This window comes from Actinocorallia aurantiaca (assembly GCF_039533685.1).
Lineage (GTDB): Bacteria > Actinomycetota > Actinomycetes > Streptosporangiales > Streptosporangiaceae > Actinocorallia > Actinocorallia aurantiaca.
In genome coordinates this window covers 111,963-127,363 of record NZ_BAAATZ010000002.1, presented here as the reverse complement: position 1 = coordinate 127,363, position 15,401 = coordinate 111,963, and the positions used below count along the sequence as shown (strand labels likewise).

Below are 15,401 nucleotides of genomic sequence, written 5' to 3'. Positions count from 1 at the left end.
TTCCTCACGCGCGTCCTCACTTCGGGCAGTCGCCCTGGTCGGGCTTGGCCTTGCAGCTCTCGGCGCGCTGGTGCAGGTCGGCCAGTTCGGCGACCGCCTCCGCGACCGTCGTGTACTTCTTGCTCTTGGCCTCTTCGAGCGCGGTCGCGGGCAGGGCGCTCAGAGCGGGCCGCGGAAGCGGCTGGCCGGACTGGGGGTCCTGGACGAGCGGCTGGGCCGGGCAGCCCGGCTGGCCCTCGCCCCTGATGATCACCACGGTCCTGTCCTGGTCCCGGAGCCGGATGGTGCAGGCGCTCTCGAGGCGGAGGATCTCCTGCTTGATCGCGGCCAGGTCGTCGCGGTGGATCGACTTGGCGCGGATCTTCTTCTTGTCGGGGTTCGGCACGTCGGCCAGGGTGAGGTCCGGCTGGTCCTTCTGCGGCGCCTTGCTCGAGGAGGAGAGGCCGAACAGGTTCTTGTTGGTGCCTTTGAGGACGACGACCTTCTCGCCTTCGGCCGCGAGGTAGAAGCCCTTGTTCAGGCTGTTGTAGCCGAAGTAGCCGGCGGCGATCACCAGCAGGCCGACGACCCCGGCGGCGCCGAGCAGCAGCACGGGCCTGCCCTTGCGGCGGCCGGGCGGCGGTCCGCCCGGCGGACCGCCCTGGGCGGCGGGCGGGGGCGGAGCCGCAGGGGGCGCTCCCCCCGCCTGCTGGTAGGGCGGCGGCACGGCGCCCTGGGCCGCCGGGCCCGGGGGCGCGGGGGAGGGCGGCGGAACGTAGTCGTTGTTCAGCTGGAGCGACGGCTGCGGCAGGGTGTCCCGCAGGTGGTCGGCGGGCCGNNNCGGCGGGGCGCTGCGGCTGCGGGGCGGCCTGCGCCGCCTCCTGGGCCTTGGTGGCCGCCGCGCCCGCCAGCATCTGGCGCTCCTTGGCGGGGGGCTCCCGGTCGAGGTCGACGACGTCCGCGACCACGCAGGTGATGTTGTCGGGGCCGCCGCCGCGGTTGGCCAGGTCGATCAGCTGGCGGATGGCCCCCTCGGGGGCCTCCTGGGCGGTGAGCACCTGGTGGATCGTCTCGGCGCTGACCACCCCGCTGAGCCCGTCGGAGCACAGGAGGTAGCGGTCGCCGATCTGGGCCTCGCGCAGGGACAGGTCGGGTTCGACCTCGTTGCGGCCGTCCAGGGCGCGCAGCAGCAGGGAGCGCTGCGGGTGGGTGGCGGCGTCGTCCAGGCTGATCCTGCCCTCGTCCACCAGCGACTGCACCAGGGTGTGGTCGTGGGTGATCTGGAACAGCTCGCCGTTGCGCAGCAGGTAGGCGCGGGAGTCGCCGATGTGGGCGAGCGCGACCTGGCTGCCGGACCAGAGCATGGCGGTCAGGGTGGTGCCCATGCCCTGCAGGGACGGGTCGCCCTCCACCATGTGGTGGAGCTTGTCGTTGGCGGCCTTGACCGAGTGCTCCAGCGCGACCAGGAGCTGGTCGGCGGGCACCTCGGTGTCCAGTTTGCGCAGGGTCTCGATGGCCGCGGCGCTGGCGATCTCGCCGCCGACGTGGCCGCCCATGCCGTCGGCGACGGCCAGCAGCCGGGCGCCGGCGTAGCCCGAGTCCTCGTTGCCCTCGCGGAGCATGCCCACGTCTGAGCGGGCGGCGTAGCGGATGCCGATACGTGGAGTGTTCATTTGCGCAACTCGATTACGGTCTTGCCGATACGCACCGGGACGCCGACAGGGAGTTGGGTGGGCCGGGTCACCTTCGACCTGCCCAGATAGGTGCCGTTGGTCGAGTTCAGGTCCTCCAGGATCCAGCCGGCGTCCTGCCGGAAGATCCGGGCGTGCCGACTGGAGGCGTAGTCGTCGGAGACCACCAGGGTGGAGTCGGGGGCGCGGCCGATGCTGATCGTCCCGGAGGTGGCCAGGTCGATCCGGGTACCGGTCAGCGGCCCGTCGGTGACGAGGAGGACCGAAGGCTCTTGGGACGGCGGCTGGGGCTGCTGGGACTGCTGCTGCTGGGGCGGTTGTGCGGACTGCGCCGCCGGCTGACGCTGCTGCCTGGCCCTTTCCTGGGCCGTCTGCCGGGGCTGTCTGGGGGGACGGTTCGCGGCCCGCTCTGCGGCCCGGGAACCGAACAGGTCGGCGCGGATCACGCCCACCGCGGCGATGACGAAGAGCCACAGCACCGCAAGGAACGCGATCTTGATGAGCGTCAGGGTGATCGGGGTCATCGAGGGGTGCTACTCCCGGTCGCGGCGGAACACGAGGTTGGTCCGGCCGATCGTGATCCGGGTGCCGTCGATGAGCGATACTCGTCGAATCGGCTGACCGTTCACGAAACTGCCGTTGGTAGACCCTAGATCCACGAGCGCGATTTCGGGACCTTCTACACGGATCTCTGCGTGGTGGCGCGACACTCCGGGATCGACCAACCGAAGATCGCAGTCGGTGCCCCGTCCCAGCAGCGTCACCGGGGTGGTGATGTCATAAGACTGGTGTGCTCCGTCTCCCGTGGTCACGTCGAGTCTCGGTCGGCCGGGGAAGGCGCTGCCGCGGCCCTGCGGGTGATCGGACGCGGGGCGGCGGATCTCGTTGTTCTCGATCGTCGAGCCGCGCACGACGCCCGAGCGTATCCGGAACATTCCGGTGCTCAGGTCCCCCGCGGGCTCGAACCGGACCCGGACCGGGCCCACGAACGAGAACCCCTGCTCCTTGGCGTACTCCCGGGCGAGGTTGGCGAGCTCCTGGCTCAGGCTGTCGGCGTACACCTCCAGCCGCTGGCCGTCCGGGTGCGAGATCTCCACCACGAAGTCGTTCGGCACCAGTGTCCGGCCCTGGGCCACGATCGCCGCGCGCTCGTCCATCTCCCGCTGAACCGCGCTGGCCACCTCGACCGGCTGCAGCTCGGACTTGAACGCCCGCGCGAAGGCACCCTCGACCATGCCCTCAAGCCGGCGTTCGAAGCGCTGTAGGACGCCCACCGGGCACCTCCTCTCCCTGCTAGTCAGACGATCGTATCCGGGGGAAGGTTCGGGGCCCACCGTCGTTCGCAAACCACCCGCGGAGACGTGCTAATCTTTTCAAGCGCCGCCGGAAAGCGGCCAATCGCAAGGGCGAGTGGCGGAACGGCAGACGCGCACGGTTCAGGTCCGTGTGCCCGAAAGGGTGTGAGGGTTCAAATCCCTCCTCGCCCACCCTCGGGTGGCGACGAAAGTCGCCGCCCACTGCTTGGCGGAACGGCCTCGACGCGAAAGCGTCGGGGCCGTTCTGCATTTGCGGATCTCCTGGTGCCGTAGTCCGATATAGCCCAGGGAGGGCGGCAGGTGCCTGTAGGGGCCAGCCTGTTCGGTTTTGGGCTTTGTTAAGGTTAGGTTTGCCTAAGTAGCCCCTATGTCGTTTTCGGGGGTTTTTCCGTGTTGTCCGAGAGGTCTCTCACCCATGCCCAAAATCTTTGACCGCCGCAACGCGATGGCCGCTCTCGCGGTCGCCGCGCTCGCCGTCACCACCGCCTGCGGCTCCTCCGGCGACGACGCGAAGGAGTCCTCGTCGTCGGCCGGCGCGAAGCACACGGTGACCACGGCCATGGGTGAGGTGCAGGTCCCCGGAAGCCCCCAGCGCGTCGTCGTGCTGGACACCGACGCGCTGGACTCGGCCGTCACGCTGGGCGTCACCCCGGTCGGCGCCACGGCGGCCTTCGCCGACGCGCCGCTCTCCTCCTACCTGCCCCAGGACAAGCTGGCGGGCGTCAAGGAGGTGGGGCTCATCGGCCAGCCGAACCTCGAGGCGATCGCCGCCCTGAAGCCGGACCTGATCCTGAGCAGCAAGGTCCGCGACGAGAAGAACTACACGGCGCTGACCGCCATCGCGCCGACCGTCTTCACCGAGACCACCGGTCCCGCGTGGCGCGAGAACTTCGAGCTGCACGCCGACGCCCTGGGCAAGAAGGACGAGGCGAAGCAGATCGTCTCCGGTTACGAGTCCCGCGTCGGGGAGGTCGCCGAGGCCCTCGGCGGCGCCGAGAAGGCCAAGGAGACCAAGGTCGGCTTCGTGCGCTTCATCGAGGGCGCCGACACCCGCCTCTACCTCAACGACACCTTCGTCGGCTCGATCTTCGCGGACCTGGGCGTCGGGCGGCCCGCCAACCAGGACACCACGGGCTTCTCGCTCGACATCAGCCCCGAGCAGGTCGACAAGGCCAACGCGGACGTCATCTTCTACTCCACCTACGGCGCCCCGGAGACCGCCAAGGAGACCGGCATCACCACCGGGCCGCTGTGGAAGAAGCTCGACGCGGTGCGGAACGGCAAGGTCTTCAAGGTCGACGACACCCTGTGGATGCTCGGCATCGGCTACACCGGTGCGGGCATGATCCTGGACGAGATCCAGAAGGACCTCTCGGCCGCGGAGTGACCGAGAAGACGACACGGCGCCCGGTCCGGCGGACCGGGCGCCGCATCGGCCTGCTGCTGGCGGGAGCACTCCTGCTGCTGCTCGCCATGCTGCTCAGCCTCATGATCGGCAGTCGCTCGATCGGACCCGCCGAGGCGATGGACGCCCTGCTGCACGGCGGCGCCACCGACGACGCCTACGTCGTGCGGTCGCTGCGCGTGCCGCGCACGGTCATCGGCCTCATGGTCGGAATCGCCCTGGCCCTGGCCGGCGCGGTGATGCAGGGCATCACCCGCAATCCCATCGCCGAGCCGGGAATCCTGGGGATCAGCCAGGGGGCGTCGCTCGGCGTCGTCTGCTCGATCGCCTTCGCCGGGGTGCACACGCTGACCGGGTACGTGGGGTTCGCCTTCGCCGGAGCCGCCGTCGCGGCCGTGGCCGTCTACCTCTTCGCCGGCAGCGGCCGCGGCGGCGCGACTCCCGTCAAGCTGGCACTGGCCGGCGCGGCGATGAACGCCCTTCTCGCCGCGCTGGTCTCGGGCATCATGATCACCAACGGGCGGGTGCTGGACGAGTTCCGTTTCTGGCAGGTCGGTTCGATCAGCGGCCGCGGACCCGAGGTCGCCGCGCAGATCTGGCCGTTCCTGCTCGTCGGGCTGCTGCTGGTGGCCGTGATGGCACGCAGCCTGGACGCGCTGGCCCTGGGCGACGACGCCGCCAAGGGACTCGGCCACAACGTCGCGCTGATGCGGATTCTGGGCGCTCTGGGCGCCACCGTCCTGACCGGTGTCGCCGTCGCCGCCGCCGGGCCCATCGTCTTCGCCGGCCTGGCCGTCCCCCACATGGCGCGCGCTCTGGTCGGCACCGCCCACCGCTGGCTGCTGCCCATGGCCGCGCTGCTGGGGCCCGTGCTGATCCTCGTCCCGGACGTCGTCGGCCGCGTCCTCTTCCCGCCCTCGGAGGTGCCGGTGGGCGTCATGACCGCGCTGCTGGGCGTGCCCTTCCTAGTAGCCATCGTCCGGCGGAAGGCGGTGGCCGCGGCATGAAGCCCGCCGGGTACACCGCCGTCACGATGGGACGGGCCGCCTTCCTGGTACACCGCCGGTCCGCCGTCGCGGCGCTCGCGCTGGCCGCCGCGCTGGGGGCGGCCGTGGTCGCGTCCCTGTGCGTCGGGGAGTCCTTCGTCTCCCCGGTGGAGGTCGTGCGCGTGCTGCTCGGACGGCCGAGCCCCGACGAACTCGTGGTGGGCACGCTGCGGCTGCCGCGTCTGGTCGTCGGCCTGCTGGTCGGCGCCGCCTTCGGCCTGGCCGGGGCCCTGATCCAGACGGTGGCGCGGAACCCGCTAGCCAGTCCCGACATCATCGGCGTGTCCCACGGCGCGGGGGCGGCGACGGTCGCCGCGTTCACCTTCGGAATCACCTCTTACGCCGCGCTGCCGCTGGTTTCGCTCGGCGGCGGCATCACGGCCGCCCTCCTGGTCTATGTCTTCGCCTGGCGGAACGGACTGCGGGCCACGCACTTCGTGCTGATCGGCATCGGGTTCTCGGCGGCGATGTCGTCCCTGACCCAGCTGTTCCTGACCAAAGGCGACTTCCTCGTCGCCGAGCAGGCCAAGGTCTGGCTCACCGGATCGCTCAACGGCCGCGGCTACGACCAGGCTGCGCCCCTCGCGGCGGTCCTGCTGCTGCTCATCGTGCCGCTGCTGTGGGCGGCACGCGCGCAACGCGACATGTCACTCGACGACGACACCGCGACCGCCTTGGGCGTCCGTCTCGGCCGCGTCCGTCTCGGCCTCGTCGCGCTCGGCGTCGTCCTCGCGTCCGTGGCGACCGCCACCGCGGGCCCGGTCGACTTCGTGGCCCTGCTCGCCCCGCAGATCGTCCGCCGCATGACCCGCGGCGCCCAGATCCCCCTGCTTTGCTCGGCGCTCATGGGCGCGCTCATCGTCATCCTCGCGGACCTGCTGGCCCGCAGGCTGTTCTCGCCGATCGAACTTCCGGTCGGCGTGCTCACCGCCGCGGTGGGCGCCCCGTATCTGTTGTGGCTGATCGTCCGAAGCCGTTCAGGAGGCAGGACATGACCGGTAATCGCCTGACGGCCAGGGACCTCACCCTGTCGTACGAGAGCCGTACCGTCGTCGACGGACTCGACCTGGAGATACCGCAGGGAAAGGTGACGGTCGTCGTCGGCCCCAACGCCTGCGGCAAGTCCACCCTGCTGCGCGCCCTCGGACGACTGCTCAAACCCCGCCGCGGCGCGGTCCTCCTGGACGGCGTCGAGCTCTCCCGCATCCCGACCAAACAGATCGCCCGCACGATCGGGCTGCTGCCGCAGACGCCGACGCCACCTGAGGGGATCACCGTCGCGGACCTGGTCGCGCGCGGGCGGCAGCCGCACCAGAAGTGGTGGCAGCAGTGGTCGGGGGACGACGAACGGGCCGTCACCGAGGCGATGGAGCGCACGGACGTCGCCGAGCTCGCCGAGCGGCCGGTCGACGAGCTGTCCGGCGGCCAGCGCCAGCGGGTCTGGATCGCCATGGCCCTGGCCCAGGACACCGATCTCCTCCTGCTCGACGAGCCGACCACCTATCTCGACATCGCCCACCAGGTCGAAGTCCTGGACCTGGTCCGGCGGCTCAACCTCGAACGCGCCCGCACCGTCGTCGCCGTCCTGCACGACCTCAACCAGGCCGCCCGCTACGCCGACCACCTGGTCGCCATGAAGGCCGGCCGCGTGATCGCCCAGGGAGCCCCCCGCGACATCGTCACCGCCGACCTCGTCCGCGAGGTCTTCGGCCTCGCCTCGGTCGTCGTCCCCGACCCGGTGACCGGGGATCCCCTGGTCGTCCCCGGTGCCCCCTGGCGACCTGCCGTGAACCGCGACTCCGTGGACCCCGTGAAGGGACCGGCCGCAACGCCGGCCGACTAGGTCCTGTTCCGTGTCCGGATTTCCGCCTCCTCGGCCACAGGTGCGGCCGGAACGCCGTGGATTAGGGTGAGGGGATGGCGAGCGAGCGGGGTTCCTCGGCCACCCGGTGGGCGGGTGTCTCCCTGGCCGACCGCAGGAGCGAGCGGCGCGCCCTCCTGGTGGAGGCGGCGTTCGAGCTGTTCGGCACCGAGGGCGAGGCCGCGGTGTCCGTGCGCGCCGTGTGCCGGTCGGCCCGTCTGCACGCCCGCTACTTCTACGAGAACTTCGCCGGCACCGACGAGCTGCTCGGCGCCGTGTACGACCAGGTGGCGGCGGAGCTGGCCGAACGGCTGCTGGCCGCGGAGGCGGCCGGGCAGGGCGGCGACCCGGCCGCCGGGCTCAGGGCGGGGATCCACGGCGTGCTCGAGTTCAGCTCGGCCGACCCGCGGAGGGGCCGGGTGCTGTTCACCGAGGGAAGGGCGAACCCGGTGCTGGCCGCGCGGCGCCAGGCCACCCAGACCGCGCTGATGGACGCCGCGCTGCAGCAGAGCACCCAGGTCCGTCCGGAGCTCGGCTCCCGCCAGGCGAGGGTGAGCGCCGCGATGTTCACCGGGGCGATGGTGGAACTCGCCCACCAGTGGCTCTCCGGAACGCTCGGCGAGGACCTGGACGCCGTGGTGGAGTACGCGGCGTCCCTGGTCATGCACGGCGATCCGCGCTGCTGACCGGGGTCTTCTCCAGGCTCAGCGGATCGTCGCCGCGAAGACCTCCGCGATCCGCCGGTGGCCCTCGGCGTTGGGATGGATGTCCCGTCGCTCGCACATGTACGTCCACTGGCAGATCCGCGCCACGCCGACCGGCACGCTCCCGATCACGGGGAGGCTCGTGCGGTTCTCGAAGTCGGTGGAGGAGAACGCCTTGGCGACGTCCGCGACGCGGTAGCCGGCGAGCAGGTAGAGCGTCGACTCCAGCCCGTTGGCGCTGCTCACCAGGTGGGAGGAGAGCCGCGCCGTCCGTCGGCCGGATTCTCCCGACAGCCAGGAGGCGAGGATCGGGTTGTAGTAGTTCATCCCGGTGTAGCTGACGCCGGTTCCCCCGGCCTTCTTGATCTCCGTGATGATCTTCCACAGGTTCCCGGCGACGACCCCCACGTTGTCCACGACGCACTGGTAGCCGATCGAGCTGCCTTTGACGCACTGGTTGATGTCGTTGCCGCCGATGTCCAGCGTCACGTAACGCACCTGTCCGCGATGCTCCCGGAGGAATTCAACGGCCTGTTTCAGCTGCGAGCCCTTCTCGTAGGAGCATTTGCCTCCCTGTACGAAGGTCTTGGACGTCTCGCCTCGGCAGCCGAACTTCACCAATTCGAGCCCCGGCGTCCGCTGGGCGAGCGACGGAAGCAACTGGTCCGGATATCCGTCCGTGGTGTCACCCGTTCCGGGCTGGTAACCGGTGGCCAGCGAGTCCCCCAGGGAGACGTAGTAGAGCGGCTGGGGCTCGGCGTTCGCGGGGGTCGCAAGCCCGCAGGCGAGCAGCATGCCCGCCCCGAGGAAGGTGAGCGCGGCGCGTACTGGGAGCGGGGAGCGGCGGAAGCGCATGGGAGGGCCTCTGGACTTCTTCCGGGGGTCGGATCACCGCAGTATCGGCCCGCGTCCCTCTGTAGCGGCAGAAAAGGAAGAAATCACTTATGAATCGGTTTGGTTAAGCATCCTGGTGAATGGCAAGGAATGTAATTCCTGCCGCTTTCGTAGACTCAAGTCACACCGTTCACAGGAGTTCGGACGGCGACGGAAAGCGCCGCAGCCGTCTCCGAGGGCGACGGGCGCCGTCGGCGGAGGCCTTCCTCGAGGGGTGATGACGGCGGTCCGTGAGCACCGCCGGACATGGACGGGGGCAGCGGGAAGGCCGGTGGAATCCGGGCATGGCGAAGCCCCCTGGGGAAAGTTATCCACAAGCCCTGTGGATAACCCCGGGGGAAAACCTCTAGGAGGTATGTCGGGATTTGATGTGTTTTGACGGTCCGTGGGACCGGATTTCCGACCTCACCTTGAGTTATCCACAGGCTTTGTCCACAGGCGTCCACAGGGCTGTGGACAACTGGGGAAAACCTGTGGACGGCCTGTGGGGAAGGCGGTTCAGCGCACGCGGGGCAGTTCGCCGAAGAGCTCGCTGACCTTGGACCAGCGGTCCAGGCCGCACCCGTCCTTACGCTGGTAGGTGGCCTGGATGCGGGTGCCGCGCCAGGTGCCTTCGATGGAACCCTGCTCGGGGCCGCCGTAGATCTCGGTGCACACGGCGTCGGACGGGATGGGCTCGAAGGCCTTCTCCCCCTGCTTGGCGAGCTGGGCGCAGGCCTTCTTCGGCTCGGGGTGGTCGCCCCCGGGCGGGTCGCAGGTCAGCTTCCAGGTCTGCGCCTTGGAGGTGGGCGACTTCTTCAGGGTGACGATGAGTTCGGTCACCCGGGCCGCGGGGGCGGAAGCCGAGGTGGGAACGGTAGAGTCCCCGCTTTCGGCCTTTTCAGTGCCACAAGCGCTGGCTGCGACCAGGGTCGCCGTGGTCAGAAGGAGGGCCGTGGCCACCGATCTGGACAAAAGGCACCTCACGCGCGGGTCGACGTGGTCGTGGTCAACAAGGTTCCATGGGAGTTGTGATGAGTTTCGGGGACAACGTACCCTCCGTCGACGCCGCGGCGGTGCCGTCGGACGCATATCTGCTGGATGTCCGTGAACCCGAGGAGTGGACGGCCGGGCACGCGCCCGGTGCGGTGCACATTCCGATGAGTCAGCTGCGCGACCGGGCCGGCGAGATCCCTCAGGACCGCGAGGTCTACGTGATCTGCCGGGTCGGCGGGCGCTCCGCGCAGGTCACGATGGCCCTCAACAACGCCGGCTGGCAGGCCTCCAACGTGGACGGCGGGATGATGGCATGGGTCCATCATGGCAGGCCGATGGTCGCGGAGGAGAGCGGAGACCCTTACGTGGCCTAGATCCGATTCACTCCGTGTGAGTACTATGCGGAGGATCTACACCCACCGCGGGAGCTCGGGCTCAGGGCCGGGCTGAGAGGGCGACCCCAGCGTGTCGCCGACCGCATGAACCTGTCCGGGTAATGCCGGCGTAGGGAGAGTGCTTCAGGCATGCCTTCTGTCACGCTCGAAAACGGCGACGACTCCTCCCGGGGGCCCGTGGCCCCCGGGAGCCCCGACCCCCACGAAGCCCCGCTGACACTCGACGAACCCGCGCCCAGGGTGCTGTCCTTCTGGGACCAGAGCGCCTTCTGGGCCAACCTCGGCGTCAGCCTGTTCGCCTTCTCCGGCGCCTACACGGTGCTCGCCCCCGACCTCGACGGGACGCTCCGGCTGTCGATCGCGGCGGGGATCGTCGCGATGATCGTCGGAACGCTCCTGGGCGGGCTCATGCTCGGCCTGGCGGCGGTTCCGGGCGCCCGTACGGGGCGTCCCGCGATGGTGCTGCTGCGCGGCCTGTTCGGCGCCCGGCTGTCGTACGTGCCGACGGTCCTGAACATCGCCCAGCTCATCGGTTGGGGAACGTTCGAGCTGATCGTGATCTCGGAGGCGGCCAGGGAGCTGTTCGGCGGCGGCCCCCGATGGCTGTTCGTCCTGGTCGCCGGGGCGCTGACGACCGTCCTGACGATCTGGCCGCTGGGCTCGGTCCGGCTGCTGCGCAGGTTCGTGACCGTCGCGGTGATGATCTCGCTCGTCTGGTTCTACATCCAGTTCTTCCGCGAGGGCCTGCCCGACCTGACGGCCAACCCCGGTCCCTCGGGCGGCGCGCCGTTCGGCACCGACTGGAGCATGTTCTGGATCGCGACCGACGCCGCCCTGGCCGTCTCGATCTCCTGGGTGCCACTGGCCGCCGACTACACCCGCCACTCCCGCAGCGAGAAGGCGGCCTTCGGCGCGGCGAGCGGCGCGTACGCGCTCACCCAGATCATCGCCTACGTCCTCGGCCTGTTCGCCCTGGCGCTCGCCATCGACGGCGGGGGCGTCTACCAGCCGTTCCTCACGGTGACGCTCGGCGCGGTGTTCTTCTTCGTGTTCGTACTCCGCGAGGCCGACCAGTCGTTCGCCAACGTCTACTCGACCGCGCTGTCCATCCAGAACCTGCTGCCGCGCGTCGACCGCCGGGTCCTCAGCATCGGCCTCGGCGCCCTCATCACCGTGCTGGCCCTGATGCTGAACATGGGCAACTACGCGGGCTTCCTCAGCCTGATCGGCTCGGTCTTCGTGCCGATGCTCGGCGTCCTGGCCGCGGACTTCTTCCTGCGGGCCCGCGGGGTCTGGAACACCGGCTCCGACGCCCCGTCCCGCTGGGGCATGATCGGCGCCTGGCTGGTCGGCTTCGCCGTCTACCAGCTGATCAACCCGGGCACGGTCTCCTGGTGGAGCGCCTTCTGGACCGACGTCCAGACCCTCCTCCACTTCACCCCCCAACCCTGGATGAGCGCCTCCCTCCTGTCCTTCCTGACCGCCGCCCTCGCCGCCCTCCTCATCGGCCGCCTCGACCGTTCCGAGCCGGTGCCGCCGAAATCCTGACCGGTGTGTCCGGGTCCCGGCCGTGGCGGACGGTCGGGACCCGGGGACGCGGCGGCGCGGACATACGCAATCCGGGCAGTGGCGGGTGGGGGAGAGCGAATGGTGGCAGCATTGCGGTGTGCCTCTGGACGTCTCCGAATCGATGGCACGCGCGGTCATCCGGTGCGCGGCCGATCCGATCGTGGCCGTCGACGAGGCGCTGTGCGTGACGGCCTGGAACCCGGCCGCGGAGCGGCTCTTCGGGTGGACCGCCGAGGAGGTGCTCGGACGGGTGGTGCCGATGGTCCCGGACGAGCTGAAGGCCGAGTACCACGCGGTGCTGGAGCGGGTGCGGGAGGGGCCGCAGATCTCGATCGGCACGCGGCGGCTCACCCGGGAGCGCAGGCCGGTCGACGTCCGGATCGACACCAGCGCGCTGCGGGACGACGACGGGTCGCTGCTCGGGTGGGTCAGCGTCTACCACCGGGTCACCGAGGCCGACCAGCACGCGACGGCGGAGAAGGCGCGCCTGGTGCGGCGGCTCAACGACATCCTCGGCGACCTGAACGCCCAGCACGACCTGGACAGGGTGCTGGACCGGATCACGGCCGCGGTGCTGGAGCTCACCGGCGCGGACGCCGCGGCCTTCGTGCGGATCGAGGACGACCGGCTGCGGCTGGTGTCGGCGCGCGGCCTGCCGGGGGACGTCGTCGGCAGCTCGGTGGATCTGAGATCCAGCCTGGTGGAGGAGCTGATGGAGACGGGCCGGACGGTCCTGCTGGCCACCGGCCCCCGGGTGGACGCGCTGATCTGGCGGGTGCTGCCGGGCCTGCGGATGATCGCGCTGGGCCTGGCCTTCCTGGGCGACCGCCCCTACGGCGGGCTCTACGCGCTGTTCACGGGCCGCTCGGCCGGCCACACCGAGCTGGAGCTGCTGGAGCTGCTGGCCGGGCACGCGGGCGTCGCGGTCGGCAACGCCATGGCCTACCAGGAGGTCGTCCGGCAGCGGGCGCACGAGCGTGCGGTGATCGACGCGAGCGCCGACGGCATCGCGGTGCTGGACCCCGGCGGCAGGGTCCGCCAGTGGAACCCGGCGGCCACGCGGATCACCGGGATGGCGCCGGAGGAGGTGCTGGGCGAGGCGCCGCCGTTCGACTACGACCCCGACGGCGAGGTCACCCTGCCGCTCGGCAACGGCACCTGGCTGGAGATCCTGTGCGCGGAGATCCCCGAGACCGGCGAGCTGGTGGTGGACTTCCGCGACGTCACCGCGGCCAAGGAGCTGGAGGAGTCCAAGGACCTCTTCCTGGCCACGACCAGCCACGAGCTGCGCACTCCGATCACCGTGGTGCAGGGCTTCGCCGACACCCTGGTCAACCGCTGGGCGGAGCTGCCGGACTCCGAGCGGCGCAAGGCGGTCGGCACCATCGCGGACCGGGCCAGGGCGCTGGGCCGGCTGGTGGAGCAGCTGCTGCTGGGTTCCCGGGCGGGGGCCGAGGAGCTGCCGGTGGTCCGCGAGCCGTTCGACCTCGGCGGTCTGCTGCGGCGGGTCGTCCCGGCGTTCGAGCCGCTGTCGGAGCTGCACCGCCTGGACGTGCGGGTCCCCGAGGGGCTGCCCCGGGCGCTGGGGGATCCCATGGCCACCGACATCATCGTGGGCCAGCTGGTGGAGAACGCCTGCAAGTACTCGCCCTCGGGCGGCCGGATCACGGTGGAGGCCGCGCTGGGGGACGGGGGTCTGGTGGTGACCGTGGACGACGAGGGCGTGGGCATCGCGGAAGGCGACCATGAACGAATTTTTGATCGCTTCGTCCAGGGCGAGGCGGGGGACCGCCGCAGGTTCGGGGGTGTCGGGCTGGGTCTCTACATCGTGAAACGCCTGGTCACGGCCCAGGGAGGGGAGATCAGCGCGCATTCCCGCGAGGGGGGCGGGGCCCGGCTGAGGCTGGCCCTTCCGCTCGCGAATGTGACGGACGAAACGTGCGTGTGACGAGTAACCGGGTCGATAGCTGGAAATGGCTTGAAGTGCACAACCCCGGACGTCGCCTGACGGACGGATTACTAGTAGTTTGACCGCTTCGCGCCAACATACGGGGGTGGTTGGCCGTGACATCCTGGTCGGTCTCTCGCTCGTCGAGGAAACATGTGTTTCGCCCGGGTTTCCGGGCTTCACCAACTGGGCATTTCGGTCGTACCGAAGACGCAAGAGCTGCGCAAGGGGATGCGGAGGAGGTGACGACGATGAGCATCGTCTATCTTCCGCACGCACCCTCCAGCGTTTCGCTGGCTCGCCGGAGCCTCAACAACGATCTGTTGTCCTGGGGAGTCTCGGAGGGAGTGGTGGACGACGCCGCCGTGATCCTGAGCGAGCTGCTGAGCAACGCGCTGCGGCACGCCCGCCCGCTTCCGGGCGACGAGGGCGGCATCAAGATCTCGTGGATCAGGGTCGGGGACACCGTCGAGCTGGCGGTGACCGACGGCGGCGCCGCGACCGAGCCGCGCAAGGGGGAGCCCGCCCTCTCCTCGCTGGGCGGACGCGGACTGGGCATCGTCGAGATCCTCTCCCAGTCCTGGGGCGTCCGCCGAGACGACCAGGGCAGCACCGTCTGGGCCCACCTGCACGCCCCGTCCCGCTACGCCTTCGAGAACTCGGAGGACCGGGGCGCCGAAACGGGGGCCCCGGTGCAAAATCTTCGCCAAGTCACACGCTAGGGTCCTCCTTAGCTCGGGGTGCTGTCGTGCCCCCGTCGGTAGCACTCCGGGCGTCCAAACGGGTTCGCCCCGCTGCTCGGGAACGACGGCGCGCCTCGCGCGGGGCCCTCGGCCCACCAGGTCTTACATGGTGGTGACGTCCTCGCCCCTCCTCCTTCCGGGAGCCTTCGCCGCACTTACGGTAAGGGACCATGAGCGAGGTGACCGGCCGCATCCTGGTCGTCGACGACGACCCCACGGTGTCCGAAGTGGTGACGAGGTACCTTCTTCGCGACGGCCACGAGGTCGAATGCGTCCCTGACGGGCAGAAGGCCCTGGACCGGGCGCTGAGCGCCCCGCCCGACCTCGTCGTCCTGGACCTGATGCTCCCCGGCATGGACGGGCTGGAAGTCTGTCGACGGCTGCGTGAGCACTCCCCCGTACCCGTCGTCATGCTGACCGCGCTCGGCGAGGAGGCGGACCGGCTCACCGGGCTGGAACTCGGCGCGGACGACTATGTGGTCAAGCCCTTCAGCCCGAGGGAACTCGCCCTGCGCGTCCGCTCCGTCCTGCGCCGCGCACAGGGCGGCGGTCTCACCCCCTCGGACCAGGGCGTGCTGCGCGACGACGGCCTCGTCGTGGACATCGGCGCGTACGAGGCCTCCCTGCGGGGCGGGACGCTCGCCCTCACCGCCCGGGAGTTCGATCTCCTGGCCTTCCTTCTGCGCCACCCGCGCCAGGCGTTCACCCGCGAACAACTCCTGGAACACGTCTGGGGGTGGACGTTCGGCGACTCCTCTACGGTCACCGTCCACGTTCGCCGCCTCCGCGAGAAGATAGAAGTCGATCCGACGAATCCCGCACGCATCCAGACGGTGTGGGGAGTCGGCTACCGGTATGGAGACGCGGCGAGTTGA

At 70.2% G+C, this 15,401-nt stretch carries 15 protein-coding genes, 1 tRNA gene, 1 pseudogene and 1 riboswitch; of the genes and pseudogenes, 11 read left to right on the top strand and 6 right to left on the bottom strand.

The window, feature by feature from the left end; genetic code table 11:
* Window positions 1-16: 16 nt before the first annotated feature.
* The 4 genes and pseudogenes from ABD327_RS01360 to ABD327_RS01345 all read right to left on the bottom strand — a co-directional run bounded on the left by ABD327_RS01360 (window position 17) and on the right by ABD327_RS01345 (window position 2,944).
* Window positions 17-706 (bottom strand): hypothetical protein, encoded by a 690-nt coding sequence (locus ABD327_RS01360; protein WP_344448557.1) that lies wholly within the window; start codon window positions 704-706, stop codon window positions 17-19.
* A gap of 292 nt (window positions 707-998) precedes the next feature.
* Window positions 999-1,601: pseudogene (locus tag ABD327_RS01355) on the bottom strand (PP2C family protein-serine/threonine phosphatase); the annotation flags it as partial.
* A 47-nt stretch (window positions 1,602-1,648) separates the two neighbouring features.
* Window positions 1,649-2,194, bottom strand: coding sequence for an FHA domain-containing protein FhaB/FipA (locus tag ABD327_RS01350; protein ID WP_344448200.1), 546 nt, complete (start codon window positions 2,192-2,194; stop codon window positions 1,649-1,651).
* 9 nt (window positions 2,195-2,203) lie between these two features.
* Window positions 2,204-2,944, bottom strand: coding sequence for an FHA domain-containing protein (locus ABD327_RS01345; RefSeq protein ID WP_344448199.1), 741 nt, complete (start codon window positions 2,942-2,944; stop codon window positions 2,204-2,206).
* 130 nt (window positions 2,945-3,074) lie between these two features.
* Between ABD327_RS01345 and ABD327_RS01340 the strand changes: the two genes are divergently transcribed.
* The 6 genes from ABD327_RS01340 to ABD327_RS01315 all read left to right on the top strand — a co-directional run bounded on the left by ABD327_RS01340 (window position 3,075) and on the right by ABD327_RS01315 (window position 7,984).
* Window positions 3,075-3,157 (top strand) — tRNA-Leu (locus ABD327_RS01340).
* Between the two features lie 244 nt (window positions 3,158-3,401).
* On the top strand, window positions 3,402-4,373 hold the full coding sequence (locus ABD327_RS01335) for an ABC transporter substrate-binding protein (RefSeq protein ID WP_344448198.1): 972 nt from the start codon (window positions 3,402-3,404) through the stop codon (window positions 4,371-4,373).
* Window positions 4,370-5,398: a FecCD family ABC transporter permease gene (locus ABD327_RS01330; RefSeq protein WP_344448197.1), complete on the top strand. Its 1,029-nt coding sequence runs from the start codon at window positions 4,370-4,372 to the stop codon at window positions 5,396-5,398. Before ABD327_RS01335 ends, ABD327_RS01330 begins: the two co-directional genes overlap by 4 nt.
* Window positions 5,395-6,432: a FecCD family ABC transporter permease gene (locus ABD327_RS01325; RefSeq protein WP_344448196.1), complete on the top strand. Its 1,038-nt coding sequence runs from the start codon at window positions 5,395-5,397 to the stop codon at window positions 6,430-6,432. The genes ABD327_RS01330 and ABD327_RS01325 overlap by 4 nt, the downstream gene beginning before the upstream one ends.
* Window positions 6,429-7,280, top strand: coding sequence for an ABC transporter ATP-binding protein (locus ABD327_RS01320; protein WP_344448195.1), 852 nt, complete (start codon window positions 6,429-6,431; stop codon window positions 7,278-7,280). The genes ABD327_RS01325 and ABD327_RS01320 overlap by 4 nt, the downstream gene beginning before the upstream one ends.
* A 74-nt stretch (window positions 7,281-7,354) precedes the next feature.
* Window positions 7,355-7,984, top strand: coding sequence for a TetR/AcrR family transcriptional regulator (locus ABD327_RS01315; RefSeq protein ID WP_344448194.1), 630 nt, complete (start codon window positions 7,355-7,357; stop codon window positions 7,982-7,984).
* An 18-nt stretch (window positions 7,985-8,002) separates the two neighbouring features.
* Here ABD327_RS01315 and ABD327_RS01310 read toward each other — a convergent pair whose 3' ends face one another.
* Window positions 8,003-8,857, bottom strand: a complete 855-nt coding sequence (locus ABD327_RS01310; protein ID WP_344448193.1) for an SGNH/GDSL hydrolase family protein — start codon at window positions 8,855-8,857, stop codon at window positions 8,003-8,005.
* A 537-nt stretch (window positions 8,858-9,394) separates the two neighbouring features.
* A complete protein-coding gene (locus ABD327_RS01305; RefSeq protein ID WP_344448192.1) occupies window positions 9,395-9,718 on the bottom strand; it encodes an SSI family serine proteinase inhibitor in 324 nt (107 codons plus the stop codon).
* A 191-nt stretch (window positions 9,719-9,909) separates the two neighbouring features.
* Here ABD327_RS01305 and ABD327_RS01300 point away from each other — a divergent pair, with 191 nt between their 5' ends.
* From ABD327_RS01300 to ABD327_RS01280, 5 genes are all read left to right on the top strand, one after another.
* Window positions 9,910-10,245: a rhodanese-like domain-containing protein gene (locus ABD327_RS01300; RefSeq protein ID WP_344448191.1), complete on the top strand. Its 336-nt coding sequence runs from the start codon at window positions 9,910-9,912 to the stop codon at window positions 10,243-10,245.
* Window positions 10,246-10,282: 37 nt separating this feature from the next.
* A riboswitch (TPP riboswitch) is annotated at window positions 10,283-10,400 on the top strand.
* On the top strand, window positions 10,396-11,814 hold the full coding sequence (locus ABD327_RS01295; RefSeq protein ID WP_344448190.1) for a purine-cytosine permease family protein: 1,419 nt from the start codon (window positions 10,396-10,398) through the stop codon (window positions 11,812-11,814). (Overlaps the previous riboswitch by 5 nt.)
* Before the next feature lie 118 nt (window positions 11,815-11,932).
* A complete protein-coding gene (locus ABD327_RS01290) occupies window positions 11,933-13,783 on the top strand; it encodes a PAS domain S-box protein (protein WP_344448189.1) in 1,851 nt (616 codons plus the stop codon).
* A gap of 251 nt (window positions 13,784-14,034) precedes the next feature.
* A complete protein-coding gene (locus ABD327_RS01285; RefSeq protein ID WP_344448188.1) occupies window positions 14,035-14,505 on the top strand; it encodes an ATP-binding protein in 471 nt (156 codons plus the stop codon).
* Window positions 14,506-14,696: 191 nt separating this feature from the next.
* Complete coding sequence (locus ABD327_RS01280) at window positions 14,697-15,401, top strand: response regulator transcription factor (protein WP_425547019.1); 705 nt, start codon at window positions 14,697-14,699, stop codon at window positions 15,399-15,401.

What these genes read in the sequence shown, in the direction of transcription:
- ABD327_RS01285 (WP_344448188.1), top strand. Translation starts at nt 14,035, where the DNA reads ATGAGCATCGTCTATCTTCCGCACGCACCCTCCAGCGTTTCGCTGGCT.
- ABD327_RS01320 (WP_344448195.1), top strand. Translation starts at nt 6,429, where the DNA reads ATGACCGGTAATCGCCTGACGGCCAGGGACCTCACCCTGTCGTACGAG.
- ABD327_RS01295 (WP_344448190.1), top strand. Translation starts at nt 10,396, where the DNA reads ATGCCTTCTGTCACGCTCGAAAACGGCGACGACTCCTCCCGGGGGCCC.
- ABD327_RS01350 (WP_344448200.1), bottom strand. Translation starts at nt 2,194, where the DNA reads ATGACCCCGATCACCCTGACGCTCATCAAGATCGCGTTCCTTGCGGTG.
- ABD327_RS01325 (WP_344448196.1), top strand. Translation starts at nt 5,395, where the DNA reads ATGAAGCCCGCCGGGTACACCGCCGTCACGATGGGACGGGCCGCCTTC.
- ABD327_RS01280 (WP_425547019.1), top strand. Translation starts at nt 14,697, where the DNA reads ATGAGCGAGGTGACCGGCCGCATCCTGGTCGTCGACGACGACCCCACG.
- ABD327_RS01335 (WP_344448198.1), top strand. Translation starts at nt 3,402, where the DNA reads ATGCCCAAAATCTTTGACCGCCGCAACGCGATGGCCGCTCTCGCGGTC.
- ABD327_RS01310 (WP_344448193.1), bottom strand. Translation starts at nt 8,857, where the DNA reads ATGCGCTTCCGCCGCTCCCCGCTCCCAGTACGCGCCGCGCTCACCTTC.
- ABD327_RS01300 (WP_344448191.1), top strand. Translation starts at nt 9,910, where the DNA reads ATGAGTTTCGGGGACAACGTACCCTCCGTCGACGCCGCGGCGGTGCCG.
- ABD327_RS01315 (WP_344448194.1), top strand. Translation starts at nt 7,355, where the DNA reads ATGGCGAGCGAGCGGGGTTCCTCGGCCACCCGGTGGGCGGGTGTCTCC.